The organism is Xanthomonas sp. NCPPB 1067, assembly GCF_020783795.1.
GTDB classification, from domain to species: domain Bacteria; phylum Pseudomonadota; class Gammaproteobacteria; order Xanthomonadales; family Xanthomonadaceae; genus Xanthomonas; species Xanthomonas melonis.
The window spans coordinates 60,780-76,250 of the sequence record NZ_JAJGQG010000005.1; the positions used below are offsets into that span (position 1 = coordinate 60,780).

Genomic DNA, 15,471 nt, shown 5'->3' on the forward strand with positions numbered 1-15,471 from the left:
AGAACGACGGGGTTGCGCTACTGGATCGAAGTGGCGGCCGGGTCGGGTGACCCGCCCCAAAGGAAACGGGTGTGCTCGCTGCAGGACCGGCGTCGCCGCGACATCGATACGTTCCGATGCGTTAGGCGGCTGTTCCGTTGTCTGCGTCTGGGTTTGCCGAAGGCGTTGCGTTCATCGCCTGCTCGGCCTGTTGCTGCGCGGCGGCAACCGCAGCGGCTGCGGCCTGGTCGGCCTGCTGTAGCGCCTGGGTTGCGTTGTCGACCGCTGGATTGTTACCGGCTGCGGCGGTCGCGGCGTTCGCAGCCTGCATGGCCGCCTGCACGGCCCTGTCGCTGGCCGCCATCGCCTGATCGATCTGGGCTTGCGCCGCCTTCAGTGCGGCTTCGATCTGCGACGATCCTGGCGATTGCGCAGGAGTGGCAGTGGGCGGAACCGGAGGCGTGGGCTGGGTATCGTCGGTCATGCGGATGTCTCCTGAAGTGGACGCGGGATGGAGCGGGGCAACGGCATCGGTACGCGATGGCCGGAGCGGGACCGTGAGTGGTGCGGTATCGGGCGGGCGCTGCGCCGCCAGCGTGCGCAGCATCGCGCCCAGTGCGTGTTCGGCTTGCGCCATGGTCTGGCGTGCGGCCGCCAGGGCAGCGGCGCGTCCTGCATGCACCGCGTCACGGGCCGCGTCAGCGGCGCTGATCGCAGGCGGGGTCTGGTCGCTGGCCGCAGGAAGCGAGCGCGATGCGTTCACTCCGAAGCCTCCGTGTCCGCAGCTTGCGATGTGCTGCTGGATGCAGGCGCCGCACCGAAATCGCGGAGCGAGATGACGCCGCCGTTGACCTGGAGCAGCGCGGCCAGGGTGTCGTTGCGCATGGCGAACACGCAGCTGTTGCCGTCCTGACCAAGCACGCCACGACTGGGCCGGTTGGCTGCCAGGAAGGCCTGCGCCGATTGCAGGTAGAGGCCGATGGCGTCGTTCGCCGCCTGGTCGTCTCCGCTGCCTTGGTAGCGGGTGTGCTGGACGATCTGCTGGGCCGCCAGCGATAGCCGCGCGAAGCCGATCTGGCGACCGCGCGCCAGCCAGTCGGCAACGCTGCGTTCGACCTCGTTGGGCGAGGGCAGTCCCTGGACCTGTGGGCAATCCAGGGTGGCGAACAGCAGCGGCAGCAGCGTCTGCAGCGCCGAGGCCGCCGCATGCGCACGCTCGTCCGCAGCGGTAATCGTGGCGGTGCAGGCCAGGTAGAAACGGTAGTAATCGCAGAATTCCAGCGGTGTTCGCGCCTGCTCGACGGCGAACGCGGCTGCTTCCTGCTGCAGCGCCGGCGTCACGTTGGCCGGCGGCGCGTCCGCAGCCAGCTGGCGCAGCGCCAGGCTTTCTTCCAGGTCCAGCGACTGGAACACCGCAGCGCCGTCGACCTTCAGCTGGGTCAGCAGGCTACGGCCTGCGCCCAGGTCGCTTGCGGTGAACAGGGCGTTGTCGCGGAAGATGCGCTGCAACTGCGCCTTGACCACCGATCCGGTATCGCCGGCTTCGGCCTGCGCCAACGTGCCCAGGTCGGTCGCGCTCAAGCTCATCAGCTTGACCGGGCTGACCTTCAGTTCCAGCTGCGGCAGCAAGGCCAGGCGCGAGCCATGCAGGCCTTGCTGCACCTCATCGAGCAAGCTGCTCTCGTCGGGAAAGTCGTAGCGCACGCCGGGCGACTGGATCGCCCAGGCCAGCCATTGGGTGCCTCCATCGATGAAGGCCAGGCACTGCCTGCCCAGCGTCGAGAGCATCGTCGGCATCGAGATCAGGCGGCCAGCGATCGAAACGGACATTGCATGACTCCTTGTGAGTTCAACCAGCGGGGAAGTTTTTCAGCACCAGGCCGGCCGCCGAGCCGATCCTGGCGAAGTCGTCGGTGGCACCCTGCATCAGCGCCTGTGCCTGGGTGAGCGCGGTGACGTATTTGGCGTCGCCGGTGGCCAGGTATTGCGCCATCGCCACGCCGACGGCCGTGGTGGCGATGGTGGAGACATTGCGCAGCGCGTCGGTGGCGTCCTGCACCGCGATGGCCGTGGACTGCGCCACCGATTGATAGGCCTTTCCGGCCCCGCTGGTCAGCACGACCTGCGGGCTCATGGTGGCCATCTGCGTCTGGTTGATCACATCGATGACCTGGGCATTGACCTTGCTCGGTTCCATCTCAGCTCCCGTGGATTGATCTGCGGCCTGGCGATGAGGCCTGGTGGTGAAACACGCCTCTACGCGGTCGGCTTATGGCGGAGGCGGCGTTGGAGATGCAGGTGCAGGTGCAGGCACAGATGCAGATGCAGGTGCAGCAGGAACAACAGGTGCAGATGCAGGAGCGGGTGCGCCAGCAGCTGCGGCTGCGGGTGGAACTGGGGGTGGAGCAACAGGAGCATCAGCAGTGGCAGCATCATTGGGGCCGGCGCCGGGGGCGGGGGGAGTGGCAGGCAGAGGCGGCGGGACGCTCAGTGCATGGACTTCCATGAGGTCGGCGGCTGCGGTCGCGGCATCTGCCGATGCGCCTTGCGCCTGCGTTTTCAGCACATCGACCGCCGTCTTGGCTTCCGCCGCTGCAGCAGCGATCAGCGCCGCCGGGGGAGAAGGCGCGGGCGGTGGGCCAGGTAACGGCGCCACGGTCGGCGCTGGTCCGGGTGGTGCGGGCGGCGGCGGTGGCGGAACCGGGAACGGCGCCGAGATCATCTTGGCGCAGGCGGCGGTGATCGCAGCAGCATTGATCATGCCTGCGCCCTGCTGCCGGTTCACGGCGTTATGCATCGCCATGCCCAGCGTCTCCAGCATCACCGCATCGAGCATGCCCAGCGCCTGTGCGGGCGCTTGACCGGTGGTCAGCGTCACGATGCTGCTGACGGCATCGACGATCTGACTGTTCACGCTGCTATCGTCGATCATGATGAAGTCGCTCCTTTCTGGATGATCAAGGCAAGGATCTGGGTGAGTGCGGCATCGGCAAGAACCTGTCCGCGTTGCTGGTTGGCGACGGCGTTTTCCATTGCGAGCGCGATGGAGTCCGCCAGCGCCAGATAGGTGGCTCCCATCGCGAAGGCCGGCGCTTGCCCGATGGCCATCGCCGCACCTGTTGCGGCAGGGCCGACCAGGCTGGCGATGCTTGCGGCCTGCGCGCTTGGCTGCATGACAGGCACTGGCGTCGGTGTTCTAGGCCAACGACGGCCTGCGCTGTTCAACCCCTGCCGACGCCGAGAACAGCACGGTGTTCTGCGGCTCGTGTCTGCACGCGTACTGCAAGGCCACGCCATCGGGAACGCGTTCCAGGAAAGCAAAATTGCCGCGCGGCACGTCGATCACGTTGCCCGGCCTCTGGCGATAGACCAATGGCTGCGCTCCGGGAATCAGGGGCAGGATGCCGTCGAAGGCGACATTCATCACCGCTTTCTGGTGAGGTGCGAACGTGGCCACGATGGTGCGGCCCCTGATGAGTCTGACCACCACATCCAGGGTGTTGGACGTGGGGATATGATGTAACTGCAACATGGTGCGTCCTTTCTGGAATCGACCAGCCAGATGCGGGGGAGCATGGCGCCGCGTATCGAACCAGGCACCACCGGCGAGACGGCGGCGGTGCCTGGCCACCGATTACCGCAGCCCGGCGCTGAGGATTTCGCGCGTGGCCACGCCATCGGACGCGGTATCGATCGAATACAGGGTGGACACGCCCTGCGTCGTCGATGCCTGCATCGTCACGTAGGACTGCTGCTGGTTGTTCGTTGCGTTGTGTGCGGCATTGGACAGCGCCTGGCTGGTGGCCACGAACAGGTTGCCCATTGCGATCGCCGGCGCATCGCCGAGGACCTTGGTGTTGACCTGGGAGACGGAATCGGTGACCTGGCTGTTGACGGCAGTCGGAAAGGCCATGGTGATAGCTCCTTAGCGGTGGTGGAAGAGCGAAGAGCCTGCGGCGTTGGTGGTGTTAGCCGAGAATCTTCTTGGTGGCGGCACCTGTGGCGCCGGTATCGAGCGAGTACAGTAGCGAGACGCCCATCGTGGTTGCTGCCTGTGCGGTGACGTACATCTGCTGCTGCGCGAGCGTTGCGTTGTGGGCCGCATTCGCCAGCGCTTGCGCGGTGGCCTGATACAGATTGCCCATGGCTGCGGCTGGAGCGCTGCCCAATACCTGCAGATTGGCTTGGGTGACCGAATCGGTGATCTGGTCGTTGACGGCGGTGGGAAAGGCCATTGGCGGATGTCCTTGGCGTCAGCCGGGTCGTCAGACGCCCAGGATCTGCTTGGTGACGACGCCGGTGGTCGCGGTGTCGATGGAGTACAGCGTTGCCACGCCCATGGTGGTGGCCGACTGCGCGGTGACGTAGCTCTGCTGCTGCGCGTTGGTCGCGTTGTGGGCGGCATTGGCCAGTGCCTGCGCGGTGGCCTGGTACAGATTGCCCATGGCGATGGCCGGGGCGTCGCCCAGCACCTTGGTGTTGACCTGGGTGACCGAGTCGGTGATCTGGTTGTTCACTGCAGTTGGGAATGCCATGTGGTGCTCCTTGGTGGACGGTGGTCAGCGCATCGGGTTCAACCCAGGCCCTTGATGCCGGTGCTCAGGATCTGTTTGGTCGCAACGCCCGTGGTGGCGGTATCGATGGAGTAGAGCGTGGCCACGCCCATGGTGGTGGCCGATTGCGCGGTGACATAGCTCTGCTGCTGCGCATTGGTCGCGTTGTGGGCGGCGTTGGCCAGCGCCTGCGCGGTGGCCTGGTACAGATTGCCCATGGCGATGGCGGGGGCATCGCCCAACACCTTGGTATTGGCTTGGGTGACGGAGTCGGTGATCTGGTCGTTGACGGCAGTTGGAAAGGCCATGCTTTTCTCCCTGGTTCGCGGGTGAGTGAAGCGTTTGAACAAACGTGACGGTGTCGAGGTTCGGCAGGCGGAGAGCCTGTCTGGAGGTGTCGCAGTGGCGCCGCATCACCGTGGAGCAACAGTAGATCGCCGTGCCGTGGAAGAATTGGTGCAAACGACGGCAATGCCGGGTTTATCGACGTGAAGCCGTGCCGGCTTGAGAGCGACACGCGGCTTGTCGCCGCGATCTGGAACGCGGTGCGGGGAATTCATTGGCGAATCGCAACCGGATTGACATAAATACCCTGCAGAACGCGCGAGAACGCGCGCCGTCCGGGCCGGGCTGCCAGCCGGGACCGCATTACGTTCGTGCGCCAGCCGCACCACGTGCCGCTGGTGCGGGATCAGAGCGAGCCGGCTGTGTCGCCGCAGACGCAGTGCTTCGACCGACAGTTTGAGCGCCGTCACAAACCGATGCGCGTCTGCAGCGAGTCACTACGCGCTGGCCGTACTGTCTGCGAGATCGCCAGGCATGCGCGCTTCGTCAGGGCCTGGCATGGGCGGAGGTGCCGCGACCAAGACCAACGTCGCGGCGTCGGTGGGGCGCCAGTGCAGAAGTGGGGATGCATCGGTGATGATGCGGAGCGTCACCACGAACCGATGTCAGCAATGCAGACAGCGTTTCAACGCCGGGTGCGTTGAAACGCAGCGGTACGCGGGAAAGGCACATGTTCGCAATCGCTCATGTGCCTGCTGCGGCAACCGGCAGCGCGTGCAGTGCCGCCGGTCATCTGGCCCGTCAGCGCTTGCTCAAGCTCTGCACCGCTTCGACCAGCACGCCAACGTGATCCGGATCCATGTCCGGCGACATGCCGTGGCCGAGGTTGAACACGTGGCCTTCGCGCGAGCCACCGTTGCCTTGCGCGTAGCTGTCCAGGGTCTTGCCGACTTCGGCGCGGATCGCGTCGGGCGAGCCGTATAGAGTGGCCGGGTCGAGGTTGCCCTGCAGCGCGACGCGGCCTGCGGCGCGCTGGGCGGCATCGGCCAGCGAGATGGTCCAGTCCACGCCGACCGCTTCGGCGCCGCTGGCGGCCAGCTCGCTCACATAGGCGCCGTTGCCCTTGCCGAACAGCACCAGCGGGGTTCGCTCGGCCCCACTGCCGCGCTCCAGCTCACGCGCGATACGGGTCAGGTAAGGCAGCGAGAATTCGCGGTACATCGCCGGCGACAGCACGCCGCCCCAGGTGTCGAATACCTGCAGCGCCTGTGCGCCGGCGGCGCGCTGCGCCGACAGGTAGGCGATCACCGCATCGGTGACCGTACCGAGCAGGTGATGCAGCAGCTCCGGTGCATTGAAGGCCATGGCCTTGATGCGTGCGTATTCCTTGCTGCCGCCGCCTTCGATCATGTAGCAGGCCAGCGTCCACGGGCTGCCGGAGAAGCCGATCAGCGGCACTGCACCGTCCAGCTCGCGGCGGATCAGGCGCACCGCATCCATCACGTAGCGCAGCTCGGTCTCCATGTCCGGCACGCCCAGCCGCTGGATCGCGGCTGCATCGCGGACCGGGTGGCGGAACTTGGGACCTTCGCCTTCGACGAAATACAGCTCCAGGCCCATCGCATCGGGGATGGTCAGGATGTCGGAGAACAGGATCGCCGCATCCAGCGGAAAGCGTTGCAGCGGCTGCAGGGTGACCTCGCAGGCGATTTCCGGGTTCTTGGCCATGCCCAGGAAACTACCGGCGCGCGCGCGGGTGGCGCGGTATTCCGGCAGGTAGCGGCCGGCCTGGCGCATCAGCCAGACGGGCGTGCGGTCGACGGGCTGACGGTTGAGGGCGCGCAGCAGGCGATCGTTCTTGAGCATGGGGAAGATGTCCTCAGTGCGGCGCGTCGGCGCCGCCGGTGATGAGTCGGAAGCCGCGTTTGAGCTGGGTATCGCGGGCCTTTTCGAACGCGCGGTCGGCCTCGTCCTGTAGCAGGTACTGGTCGCGCCGTAGTTGCGTGCGGCCGCCGATCTGTCCGCTCTCGCGCAGCAGTTCCCAGCCGCCGAACAGATCCGGTTGCAGGGTCAGCTGGACATAGCGAAGCGGCGCGTTACCGCCGGGATCGTGTTGCAGGAGAATGCGCATGTGCACGATTGTAGCCGGGCGGTGCTGAAGGCTGGGGGCAATGGGCACGCCTGCTCGCTCCGGTTGCGAAGCCAGTGCTGGCTGGCATCCAGGCCTGCCGGCGCGCTCACGGGCAGCAGTGCGCACCGCCCGCGCCGATGTTGGCAGGCAGTGCGTGGGAGCGCAGCTGGGCGCGATGGGAAGTGCTCGGCAAGGCCCGGCCGCGCCCGGGTGCCCCTACCAATGCGCTGGAGACGGTGAGCGAGGGCGTCGCGCGGCCGGCTGGTCTCAACCCGCCAGGACGTCGAGTACTGCGGCCTCTTCGACATCGGGGACCACGTCGGCCTTGCCGATGCCGCGCCACAGCACCAGCCGCAGGCGCCCGGCGATGTTCTTCTTGTCCAGACGCATGCGGCCGAGCAGGGCCTCGGGTGCCAGGCCGGCCGGAATCTCGGTCGGCAGCTCGAAGTCGCGCAGCAAGGCGCGCAGCGCCTCGGTGTCTTCGGCGCTACTCATCCCCAGCGCGGCCGACAACCGCGCCGCCAGCACCATGCCCACCGCCACCGCTTCGCCGTGATTGAGGTTGTCGTTGCCGGGCGCGCCATAGCCCTGTTCGGTTTCGATCGCGTGGCCGAAGGTGTGGCCCAGGTTGAGCAGGGCGCGTTCGCCTTTCTCCAGCGGATCGCGCGCCACGATCTCGGCCTTGTGTTCGCAACTGCGCGCAATGGCCTGCGCCAGCGCGGCCGCGTCGCCGTCCAGCAAGGCGCGGCGTTCGGCATGCAGCCATTGGAAGAACAAGGGGTCGCGGATGGCGCCGTACTTGATCACCTCGGCCAGCCCGGCGCGCAATTCGCGCGCGGGCAGCGTGCGCAAGGTGTCGGTGTCGGCGATCACCGCACGCGGCGGATGGAACGCGCCGACCAGATTCTTGCCCTGCGGGATATCCACCGCGGTCTTGCCGCCGACCGAAGAATCCACCATTGCCAGCAGGCTGGTGGGCAGTTGCACGCAGTCCACGCCGCGCATCCAGCACGCAGCGGCGAAGCCGGCCAGGTCGCCCACCACGCCGCCGCCGAGCGCGAACACGCAGGCATCGCGGGTTGCGCCCAGTTCGGCCAATGCAGCGATGGCAGCGCCGAAGTTGTCCAGCGTCTTGGAGGCCTCGCCGGCGGCGATCACCAGCTCGCCCAGCTGCAGTTGCGGGCGTGCCTGCAGCAGCGCATTGCGTACGCCGGCCGCGTAGTGCGGAGCCACCTGCGAGTCGCTGAGCAGCAAGACGTGGCGACCGCGGACGTGCCCGGCCAGGCGTGCGCCATCGTCGAGCAGGCCAGGGGCAATCGTGATGGTGTAGGGAATCGCTGCGTCGACGGCGACGCTGCGCGAGGAACGGGGAAGTGTCATGCGGGAGGGCTCGACATGCGCCATTGCGCGGCCAGCCGCAGCACCAGCTGCGCGGTGGCCTCGGCGGGGGAGAAATGATCGGTTTCCAGCGTGAGGTCGGCGACCTGCTGGTACAGCGGGGTGCGCTGGGCGGCCATCGTGTGCAGCGCCTGTGCGCGGTCGGCGCGCTGCAGCAGCGGTCGGTTGCGGTCGCGCGCCAGGCGCGTGAGCTGCGCCGGCACGCTCACGTGCAGGTAGACCACGAAGCCGCCCTCGCGGATGCACTGCCGGTTGCGTGCATCCAGTACCGCGCCGCCGCCGGTGGAAATCAGCTTGTTGTGCTGCTGCAGCAGCGTCTGCAGGGTATCGGCTTCCAGTTGCCGGAAGTGGGCTTCGCCGTGCTGCTCGAAGATGTCCGGAATGCTGCTGCCGGCCTGCTCGACGATGACCTGATCCACGTCCACGAAGTCCAGCCCGAAGCGCTCGGCCAGGCGGCGGCCGATGCAGCTTTTTCCGGCGCCCATCGGGCCGACCATCACGAGATTGGGAGCGGGGTTCATGCGCACCGATCCTAGCATTGGCGCTCGCCCACCGGGCCGGTGGACGCGCGCTGACACCATTCGGCAGTGCCGCGCCGGCCGTCGCGGCATCGCCGGTCGCACCGCTGCAGGCGCGGCAGCGCCCCCGCGCCCGGGACAAGCGCACACGATGCGCCCACAATAGGTGCCCACCTTGCTGCCACGCACCGTCATGCCCGATCTGTACGCAGAAGCTCTTGCCACCTTCACCGCGCTGTACGCCGAGGCGCAGGCCAGCGCCGAACCCGAAGCCAGCGCAATGACCGTGGCGACCGCCAACCTGGATGGGCGGCCGAGTGCACGTACCGTCCTGCTCAAGGCCTTCGATACGCGCGGGTTCGTGTTCTACACGCATCTGGACAGTGCGAAGGGGCGCGACCTGCAGGCCCACCCGCAGGCGGCGCTGCTGTTCCTGTGGCGTACGCTGCGCGAGGCAGGCATCCAGGTGCGTATCGAGGGCGCGGTGCAGCTGGTGAGCGCAGGCGAGGCCGATGCCTACTTCGCCTCGCGTCCACGCCAGAGCCAGATCGGCGCCTGGGCCTCGCTGCAATCGCAGACGCTCGGCTCGCGCGAGGAGTTCGAGGCCGCCCTCGCCAAGGCCGAGGCCACTTTCGACGGCCGGCAGGTGCCGCGGCCGGATGGCTGGGGCGGTTTCAGGGTGGTGCCGCAGGCGTTCGAATTCTGGTATGGCGCCAGGTTCCGCCTGCACGAGCGCTGGCGCTACGAGGCCGATGCGGCCAGCCACTGGAGCAAGCGGATGCTGTATCCGTGATCCGCCCGCGCCCGGCTGCAGCCACGCTGGTGTCGCGGCGACCGCAGCGCGGCCAGCGTGCAATGAACGGCCAGGCCGAACGGGCCTTTCTGCCGATCGCGAACAGTCTGTAGTATGTCCGCCCATCGCATGGCCACGGCTGCATGACCAAAGGACAGGACATCGTATGACCCAATACACCACCGTCGACCTGCACGGCCTGTTGGCCGAGCGCTACCGCGGACAGCCGATCGAGGTCGAGTTGATCGACGGGCTGGAACCGGCCATCAACCTCACCCTGGCCGACCACGGCGATATGCAGATCCAGGTCGCCGCCTCCGGCTCGCAGATCTTCGTGTCCACCTTGCTGGCGCATGCCGAGCAGGTGAGCGACCGGGCTGCGTTCAACGACGCCTGCCTGCGGCTGAACCCGCTCAATCCGCTCTCCAACCTGGGCCTGGTACAGGTCGAAGGCAAGGACAGCTATGTGGTCTTCGGCGAGCTCTCGGCGTCGTCCACGCTCGATCAGATCGACGAGGAAATCCAGACCCTGGCGGCCAACACGCTGGATGCCGCCGAATCTCTCAAGCCGTTTTTTTCATAAGGCGTTGTCATGAGTATCTTTTCCAAGCTGATCACGCTGCTGCGTGGGACCGCACACGAAACCGGCCAGAAGGCCGTGGACGCCAATGCCTTGCGCATCCTGGACCAGGAAATGCGCGATGCCGGCGCCCAGCTCACGCGCTCGCGCGAGGAGCTGACCAAGCTGATGGCGCAGAGCAAGCTGGCCCAGCAGAAGATCGACGCGCGCGCCGGCAAGATGGCCGAGTACACGCGTTACATCGAAGGCGCCCTGGCCAAGAACGACGAAGCGCTGGCGCACGACGTGGCGGTGAAGCTCGCCGCGCTGGAAAGCGAGGATGCCGGCGACAAGGCTTCCAAGACCGCGCTCGACCAGTCGGTGGTGACCCTCAAGGCCACCATCCAGAAAACCGAGAACCAGCTGCGCGGCATGCGCCAGCAGATCGACACGGTCAAGGCCACCGATGCGGTGCAGCGGGCGCAGGCCGCCATCGCCGCGCGCCATTCCGGTGCCAGCAGCAAGATGGGGTCGGCACTGGAATCGCTGGAGCGCATCAAGGCGCGGCAGGCGGAGACCTCGGCGCGCATCGAATCGGCCGAGGAACTGGAAGCGTCCAGCGGCGATGGCGATCTCAATCGGCGGCTGGCCGCTGCCGGCCTGATGGAAGGCGAGTCCAACGCCGCTGCGGTGCTGGCCCGGTTCAAGAAACCGGCTGCGCAACTCGGCCACGACACCGCCAGCGGCGCCGCGCCATTGATCGGCCAGGTACGCGACGTGCAACAGGTTCCGCGTAGCGACAGCTGATTTCAGCCCCCGGCACAGGACGCGCCATGATCATCGTCGGACGGTTGTTCCGGGTCTTGCGACGCCACGTGCGTCGCGTCAGCTGGGGTGTGGTGGCGCTGGCGTTGCTGGCGCACATGGGGTTGAGCTGGGCGTTGCTGCTGCTGGCCGGCGAGCACAAGCTCGTCGGCCTGGATGCGTTTCCGTACTACTACATGACCACCGCCACCACCATCGGCTACGGCGACCTGTCGCCGGGTTCGGTGGCCGGGCGCTACATCGCCGCGTTCGTGCTGATGCCGGGTGCGGTGGCGCTGTTCGCCACGGTGCTGGCCAAGACCAGTGCGGTGCTCATCACCTTCTGGAGGCGTCACTACATGGGCAAGATGGCCTACGACGCGTTGCGCGGGCATACCATCCTGATCGGCTGGCAGGGCGCTGCCTCGGCCAGGCTGCTGGAGCTGCTGCTGTCGGACACCGCTACCGACGATGAAGGCGTGGTGCTGATCGCCGAAGGCATCGCCGAAAACCCGATGCCCGACCATATGCGCTTCGTCGCTGCCGAGTCCTATACGCATACCGAGGTGTATCCACGTGCCGGTATCGCCGGCGCGGCGCGAGTGATCGTCAATCCACCGTCCGACGACCAGACCCTGGCCGCCGTGTTCGCGTTGATGGCGCATGCGCCGGCCGCGCACGTGGTGGCGCACTTCGATTCGGCCAGTGCCGCGCAGTTGGTGAACCACCATTACCCGGCGATCGAATGCACCCGGCCGATGACTGCCGAGATCCTGGCGCGTGCCGCGCAGGACCCTGGCAGCGCGGCGATCACCGCCGAACTGCTCTCGGTGGACGATGGCCCCACCCAGTTCAGTCTGATCGTGCCCGACCAGCAGGCCGTGCTGGACTACAGCCGGCTTGCTGGCGAATTCGGTCAGCGCGGCGCCTTGCTGCTGGGGCTGCGTGCGCCCGGTGGCGCAGTGCGCCTGAATCCACCGCCGCGCACCACGGTGCCCGGTGGTGCCATGCTGTACTACCTGGCCGAGCAGCGCATTGCCGCCGATGCCATCGCATGGCAGGCCTTGCGCGCAGCCGAGGCTCCCATTTCCGCATCGCCGCGAGGTCTCTGACGATGAGTTTCTTCAGCAAGTTGTTCGGCCAAGCCACTCCGCCCCCGCTGCCGACCACCGGCAACGGTGCGATCGGGCATGCGCTGCCGCTGGGCCTGCGCCTGGGTGGCCAGGTCGCCATCGACACCACGCTGTACCGCATGTCGCCGGAGGCCATGACCGCCGAATTGCCCGGCGGCCATCAAGGCATTCCGTGCTACGGCCATGTCGATCTGGGCGACGGTTACGCGCTGCACCGGTTCTACCTGGACGACGATGCCTTCCTGCAGGTCACCACCGTGGGCGGCGAACTGGAGGCCATGAAGGCCTTCGTGTTCTGCGAAACGGTGAACCCGCCGAGCAAGCAGGCCTTCCAGGAGTTCGTGATGCAGCATCCGCATCTGGGCGCAGCGCAGATCGACTATGCCGGCAAGCGCTGGCAGCGCGCCACCCAGTCCACCGACGATACCGGGCGGATCCCGCCGATCGTCTACGACGAGGTGCTGTTTCGTTACCAGCCGCCGCGCCGCGACGGCGACCTGACCCATTACGCCATGCTCTACAGCCGGCAGGTGCCGGAGCTGCAGCGCGAGGAATTCCTGCTGGTCACCGGCGAGGATTCCGGCCCCAACGAGTTCTGCGTCACCTATGCGGTCGGGATCGATGTCACCGTCGCCGATCTGGATATCACCTGAGCCTGCGCTCGCCCCTTCCTCAACCGGTCCTGTCATGAACCCGATCAATCTGCAGAGCTTTCTGGCGTTTCTTTCCTACTTCGGCACCGGCCTGGGCGTGCTGATCGTCTCGGTGGTGCTGGTGACCCTGGTCACCCCGCACAAGGACTTCACCTTGTTGCGGCAAGGCAACGTCGCCGCCGCCACGGCGCTGGCCGGCAACCTGATCGGCGTGGCGCTGCCGCTGCATTCGGCCATTTCCCACTCGGTGAGCCTGGTCGATGCGCTGATCTGGGGCGCGGTGGCCTGCGGCATCCAGATCGTGGCGTACCTGTTGGCCAACCTGGTGGCCGGGCGCATCTCGCGGCAGATCACCGACAACGTCGCCGCTGCCGGCATCTTCTCTGCCGGTGTGTCGATCGCGGTAGGCCTGATCAATGCCGCGGCGATCACGCCGTAACGGAGCCTGCGCCATGAAGCGATCACGCAATCTCAAACTCACCCTGATGGCCGCCTTGCCGGCCGCACTGGCCACCGGCTGCGGCTCGGAACCGGAAACCGGGGTGGTGCTGCAGTCGGCATCGGACTGCTACCAGATCAAGCAGGAACAGGGCAGCATCGAGCAATGCCTGAAGGCCTACGACGAGGCTTCCACCAAGCATCAGCAGAGCGCACCGCGTTTCAGCACCCGCTACGAATGCGACGAACAATTCGGCAGCTGCACCGCGATCCAGAACCAGGGCCAGCAGAGCTGGATCCCGCCGATGGGAGGGTTCCTGCTGGGCTATGCGCTGGGCAACATGAGCGGCGGTGGCGGGTACCGCTACGGCGGCGCAATACCGCTGTATCGCGACTACCGCAGCGGCGGCTTCTACAAGCCCAACGGCGATCTGGCCAGCAATCGCATCGGCACCGTGCGCGGGCGCAGCGGTGCGATCGACATGCCGACCCGTGCGATCACCGTGTCGCGTTCGGGTTTCGGTTCCAGCGCCGCGGCACGCAGCTCCTTCGGCGGCGGCGGGCGTTCGGGGTTCGGCGGCTGACATGCAACGCATCGCGATTGCCGAACGCCCGGATTGGCGCACGCAGGCCGAGTCGCTCGGTTTCCACTTCCACACCATCGATGGGCAGCCGTACTGGGACGAACGCGCGTACTACGCGTTTTCGTTGCGGCAGATCGAAGACGACATCGAAGCGCCCACCCAGGACCTGCACGACATGGCGATGCAGCTGGTGGACGAGGTGGTCGGCTCGGAAGAGTTGCTGGGCAAGCTGGCGATCCCGCCGTTCTATTGGGACTGGATCGCCAGCTCCTGGAAGAACCGCGACCCGCATCTCTACGGCCGCATGGATCTGGCCTACTCCGGCCAGGGCCCGGCCAAACTGTACGAGCTCAATTACGACACGCCGACCGCGTTGTACGAGGCCGCGTATTTCCAGTGGCTGTGGCTGGAGCAGCAGATTGCCGCCGGTGCGCTGCCCAAGGGTAGCGATCAGTACAACCTGATCCAGGACTTGTTGTGCGAAACGCTGGGCGCGCTGGCGATGGAGGGCACGCTCGGCGCGCAGATGCATTTCGCTGCGGTGCGCGAGTCGCTGGAAGACCGCGCCACGGTACGTTATCTGCGCGACTGCGCGCACCAGGTGGGTATCGCCACCGAGGAAGTGGCCATCGAAGACATCGGCCTGAGCGCCGAAGGCTGGTTCACCGACGAGCAGGACCGCGTGATCCACACGCTGTTCAAGCTGTACCCGCTGGAATTCATGATGGAAGAGCGCTTCGGGCCGGCATTGATCGCCAACCGCGTGCGCCTGATCGAGCCGGCCTGGAAATCGGTGTTGAGCAACAAGGGCATCCTGCCGTTGTTGTGGGAACGCCACCAGGGCCACCCCAACCTGTTGCCCGCGCACTTCGCGCAACCGGGCCAGGCGGCAAGTGCCGGCTGGGTGCGCAAGCCGCTGCTGTCGCGCGAGGGCGCCAACATCGCCCTGGTGACTGCACAGGGCGAGACGGTGCAGACCGACGGACCCTATGCGGACGGGCCGGCGATCCTGCAGGCGCATCATCCGTTGCCGGTGTTCGAGGGCCGGCACGCGCTGGTCGGCAGCTGGGTGGTGGCCGATCGGCCGGCAGGGCTGGGCATGCGCGACGACGATGGCCCGATCACTCGCGACACCTCGCGCTTCGTACCGCATGTGATCCTGGACTGACGCTCGTCGCGCGCGGCGGCTGCGTGCGCCTCCGCCGGTGTGCTGCGCGTGCGCCAGGACGCAGGCGCGGCTGACGGTAAGGCCACCGCAGGGCGGCCGATGCCGCCCTAGATGGGCGGCGTGGTACGAGCATGGCATCACGAGCGTGCGCAAGTCCGTTCGCAGCCGTGATGCGGCGGGGGTTTTCCACACCCCCTGTGGATGGAACTTGCACAAGGCTGTGGACAAGTGCGCGCAGGCCCCGGCCCGCAACGTTGTCAAGATGGGTGGTGAAAAAATGACCAGCCACATGCGAGCCCGCATCGGCAGCATCGATTCGGGCAATGCCGCCAGGATCGGCAACGTCGTCTGTGTTGCGCATCGATGCGCCGCGCGGCCGGCATGGGCTGGCACCTGCTGTCTTCACTGGCGCGATGGCGCGGGCGATGCCTATCGAACCGGCGCCGACGGCTCGGCAGTCACATCAGTGCGTCAC

The 15,471-nt window shown here is 67.0% G+C and carries 22 protein-coding genes and 1 pseudogene; 9 read left to right on the forward strand and 14 right to left on the reverse strand.

The genetic code is table 11. From position 1 onward, the window contains the following. Positions 1-121 precede the first annotated feature (121 nt). From LL962_RS05720 to LL962_RS05730, 3 genes are read right to left on the reverse strand one after another with little or no spacing between them, the layout of a single operon-like run. Entirely contained in the window at positions 122-742 is a 621-nt protein-coding gene (locus tag LL962_RS05720) for a hypothetical protein (RefSeq protein WP_228316254.1), read from the reverse strand. Then, a complete protein-coding gene (locus tag LL962_RS05725; protein ID WP_104587195.1) occupies positions 739-1,809 on the reverse strand; it encodes a hypothetical protein in 1,071 nt (356 codons plus the stop codon). Before LL962_RS05725 ends, LL962_RS05720 begins: the two co-directional genes overlap by 4 nt. 19 nt (positions 1,810-1,828) lie before the next feature. Then, the gene (locus tag LL962_RS05730) at positions 1,829-2,176 is read right to left on the reverse strand and encodes a hypothetical protein (protein WP_047695780.1); all 348 of its coding nucleotides are present in this window, start codon (positions 2,174-2,176) and stop codon (positions 1,829-1,831) included. Positions 2,177-2,265: 89 nt separating this feature from the next. Between LL962_RS05730 and LL962_RS05735 the strand changes: the two genes are divergently transcribed. Next, positions 2,266-2,487: a hypothetical protein gene (locus LL962_RS05735; protein WP_228316360.1), complete on the forward strand. Its 222-nt coding sequence runs from the start codon at positions 2,266-2,268 to the stop codon at positions 2,485-2,487. 214 nt (positions 2,488-2,701) lie between these two features. On the opposite strand, the pseudogene LL962_RS05740 reads toward LL962_RS05735, so the two are convergent. The 11 genes and pseudogenes from LL962_RS05740 to LL962_RS05790 form a co-directional block, all read right to left on the reverse strand. Beyond that, positions 2,702-2,911: pseudogene (locus LL962_RS05740) on the reverse strand (RebB family R body protein); the annotation flags it as partial. Beyond that, entirely contained in the window at positions 2,908-3,087 is a 180-nt protein-coding gene (locus tag LL962_RS05745) for a RebB family R body protein (RefSeq protein WP_167395309.1), read from the reverse strand. The gene LL962_RS05745 and the pseudogene LL962_RS05740, both read right to left, overlap by 4 nt. Positions 3,088-3,175: 88 nt before the next feature. Then, positions 3,176-3,511, reverse strand: a complete 336-nt coding sequence (locus LL962_RS05750; RefSeq protein WP_228316255.1) for a hypothetical protein — start codon at positions 3,509-3,511, stop codon at positions 3,176-3,178. Between the two features lie 102 nt (positions 3,512-3,613). Then, the gene (locus tag LL962_RS05755) at positions 3,614-3,892 is read right to left on the reverse strand and encodes a RebB family R body protein (RefSeq protein WP_228316256.1); all 279 of its coding nucleotides are present in this window, start codon (positions 3,890-3,892) and stop codon (positions 3,614-3,616) included. Between the two features lie 55 nt (positions 3,893-3,947). After that, positions 3,948-4,214, reverse strand: coding sequence for a RebB family R body protein (locus LL962_RS05760; RefSeq protein ID WP_104535982.1), 267 nt, complete (start codon positions 4,212-4,214; stop codon positions 3,948-3,950). Positions 4,215-4,244: 30 nt separating this feature from the next. After that, on the reverse strand, positions 4,245-4,514 hold the full coding sequence (locus tag LL962_RS05765; protein ID WP_022973269.1) for a RebB family R body protein: 270 nt from the start codon (positions 4,512-4,514) through the stop codon (positions 4,245-4,247). A 38-nt stretch (positions 4,515-4,552) separates the two neighbouring features. Further along, positions 4,553-4,840 carry a RebB family R body protein gene (locus tag LL962_RS05770; protein WP_104587201.1) on the reverse strand — a complete coding sequence of 96 codons (288 nt, stop codon included), beginning with the start codon at positions 4,838-4,840 and terminating at the stop codon, positions 4,553-4,555. A 778-nt stretch (positions 4,841-5,618) separates the two neighbouring features. After that, on the reverse strand, positions 5,619-6,683 hold the full coding sequence (gene hemE / locus LL962_RS05775) for a uroporphyrinogen decarboxylase (protein ID WP_104587202.1): 1,065 nt from the start codon (positions 6,681-6,683) through the stop codon (positions 5,619-5,621). A 13-nt stretch (positions 6,684-6,696) separates the two neighbouring features. Continuing rightward, positions 6,697-6,948, reverse strand: coding sequence for a WGR domain-containing protein (locus LL962_RS05780; protein WP_104587203.1), 252 nt, complete (start codon positions 6,946-6,948; stop codon positions 6,697-6,699). 267 nt (positions 6,949-7,215) lie between these two features. After that, a complete protein-coding gene (gene aroB, locus LL962_RS05785; protein ID WP_228316257.1) occupies positions 7,216-8,328 on the reverse strand; it encodes a 3-dehydroquinate synthase in 1,113 nt (370 codons plus the stop codon). Continuing rightward, on the reverse strand, positions 8,325-8,867 hold the full coding sequence (locus LL962_RS05790) for a shikimate kinase (RefSeq protein WP_228316258.1): 543 nt from the start codon (positions 8,865-8,867) through the stop codon (positions 8,325-8,327). The genes aroB and LL962_RS05790 overlap by 4 nt, the downstream gene beginning before the upstream one ends. Before the next feature lie 190 nt (positions 8,868-9,057). Between LL962_RS05790 and pdxH the strand changes: the two genes are divergently transcribed. The 8 genes from pdxH to LL962_RS05830 all read left to right on the forward strand — a co-directional run bounded on the left by pdxH (position 9,058) and on the right by LL962_RS05830 (position 14,996). Then, a complete protein-coding gene (gene pdxH / locus LL962_RS05795; protein ID WP_104587414.1) occupies positions 9,058-9,657 on the forward strand; it encodes a pyridoxamine 5'-phosphate oxidase in 600 nt (199 codons plus the stop codon). 166 nt (positions 9,658-9,823) lie between these two features. Further along, positions 9,824-10,240, forward strand: coding sequence for a YjfI family protein (locus LL962_RS05800; RefSeq protein ID WP_104587206.1), 417 nt, complete (start codon positions 9,824-9,826; stop codon positions 10,238-10,240). Positions 10,241-10,249: 9 nt separating this feature from the next. Further along, positions 10,250-11,023 carry a PspA/IM30 family protein gene (locus LL962_RS05805; protein WP_228316259.1) on the forward strand — a complete coding sequence of 258 codons (774 nt, stop codon included), beginning with the start codon at positions 10,250-10,252 and terminating at the stop codon, positions 11,021-11,023. Positions 11,024-11,049: 26 nt separating this feature from the next. Beyond that, a complete protein-coding gene (locus tag LL962_RS05810; RefSeq protein ID WP_228316260.1) occupies positions 11,050-12,132 on the forward strand; it encodes a potassium channel family protein in 1,083 nt (360 codons plus the stop codon). Continuing rightward, positions 12,129-12,806 carry a YjfK family protein gene (locus tag LL962_RS05815; RefSeq protein ID WP_228316357.1) on the forward strand — a complete coding sequence of 226 codons (678 nt, stop codon included), beginning with the start codon at positions 12,129-12,131 and terminating at the stop codon, positions 12,804-12,806. Before LL962_RS05810 ends, LL962_RS05815 begins: the two co-directional genes overlap by 4 nt. A gap of 34 nt (positions 12,807-12,840) precedes the next feature. After that, the gene (locus LL962_RS05820) at positions 12,841-13,245 is read left to right on the forward strand and encodes a DUF350 domain-containing protein (RefSeq protein WP_104587210.1); all 405 of its coding nucleotides are present in this window, start codon (positions 12,841-12,843) and stop codon (positions 13,243-13,245) included. Between the two features lie 13 nt (positions 13,246-13,258). Continuing rightward, a complete protein-coding gene (locus tag LL962_RS05825; RefSeq protein ID WP_104587211.1) occupies positions 13,259-13,828 on the forward strand; it encodes a DUF1190 domain-containing protein in 570 nt (189 codons plus the stop codon). Position 13,829: 1 nt separating this feature from the next. After that, positions 13,830-14,996, forward strand: coding sequence for a glutathionylspermidine synthase family protein (locus tag LL962_RS05830; RefSeq protein WP_104587212.1), 1,167 nt, complete (start codon positions 13,830-13,832; stop codon positions 14,994-14,996). Positions 14,997-15,471 lie beyond the last annotated feature (475 nt).

Bases quoted from the DNA above. Each gene is read 5' to 3' on its own strand.
- LL962_RS05725 (WP_104587195.1), bottom strand. From the start codon at position 1,809: ATGTCCGTTTCGATCGCTGGCCGCCTGATCTCGATGCCGACGATGCTC.
- LL962_RS05730 (WP_047695780.1), bottom strand. From the start codon at position 2,176: ATGGAACCGAGCAAGGTCAATGCCCAGGTCATCGATGTGATCAACCAG.
- LL962_RS05745 (WP_167395309.1), bottom strand. From the start codon at position 3,087: ATGGCCATCGGGCAAGCGCCGGCCTTCGCGATGGGAGCCACCTATCTG.
- LL962_RS05750 (WP_228316255.1), bottom strand. From the start codon at position 3,511: ATGTTGCAGTTACATCATATCCCCACGTCCAACACCCTGGATGTGGTG.
- LL962_RS05755 (WP_228316256.1), bottom strand. From the start codon at position 3,892: ATGGCCTTTCCGACTGCCGTCAACAGCCAGGTCACCGATTCCGTCTCC.
- LL962_RS05760 (WP_104535982.1), bottom strand. From the start codon at position 4,214: ATGGCCTTTCCCACCGCCGTCAACGACCAGATCACCGATTCGGTCACC.
- LL962_RS05765 (WP_022973269.1), bottom strand. From the start codon at position 4,514: ATGGCATTCCCAACTGCAGTGAACAACCAGATCACCGACTCGGTCACC.
- LL962_RS05770 (WP_104587201.1), bottom strand. From the start codon at position 4,840: ATGGCCTTTCCAACTGCCGTCAACGACCAGATCACCGACTCCGTCACC.
- hemE (WP_104587202.1), bottom strand. From the start codon at position 6,683: ATGCTCAAGAACGATCGCCTGCTGCGCGCCCTCAACCGTCAGCCCGTC.
- LL962_RS05780 (WP_104587203.1), bottom strand. From the start codon at position 6,948: ATGCGCATTCTCCTGCAACACGATCCCGGCGGTAACGCGCCGCTTCGC.
- aroB (WP_228316257.1), bottom strand. From the start codon at position 8,328: ATGACACTTCCCCGTTCCTCGCGCAGCGTCGCCGTCGACGCAGCGATT.
- LL962_RS05790 (WP_228316258.1), bottom strand. From the start codon at position 8,867: ATGAACCCCGCTCCCAATCTCGTGATGGTCGGCCCGATGGGCGCCGGA.
- pdxH (WP_104587414.1), top strand. From the start codon at position 9,058: ATGCCCGATCTGTACGCAGAAGCTCTTGCCACCTTCACCGCGCTGTAC.
- LL962_RS05800 (WP_104587206.1), top strand. From the start codon at position 9,824: ATGACCCAATACACCACCGTCGACCTGCACGGCCTGTTGGCCGAGCGC.
- LL962_RS05805 (WP_228316259.1), top strand. From the start codon at position 10,250: ATGAGTATCTTTTCCAAGCTGATCACGCTGCTGCGTGGGACCGCACAC.
- LL962_RS05810 (WP_228316260.1), top strand. From the start codon at position 11,050: ATGATCATCGTCGGACGGTTGTTCCGGGTCTTGCGACGCCACGTGCGT.
- LL962_RS05820 (WP_104587210.1), top strand. From the start codon at position 12,841: ATGAACCCGATCAATCTGCAGAGCTTTCTGGCGTTTCTTTCCTACTTC.
- LL962_RS05825 (WP_104587211.1), top strand. From the start codon at position 13,259: ATGAAGCGATCACGCAATCTCAAACTCACCCTGATGGCCGCCTTGCCG.
- LL962_RS05830 (WP_104587212.1), top strand. From the start codon at position 13,830: ATGCAACGCATCGCGATTGCCGAACGCCCGGATTGGCGCACGCAGGCC.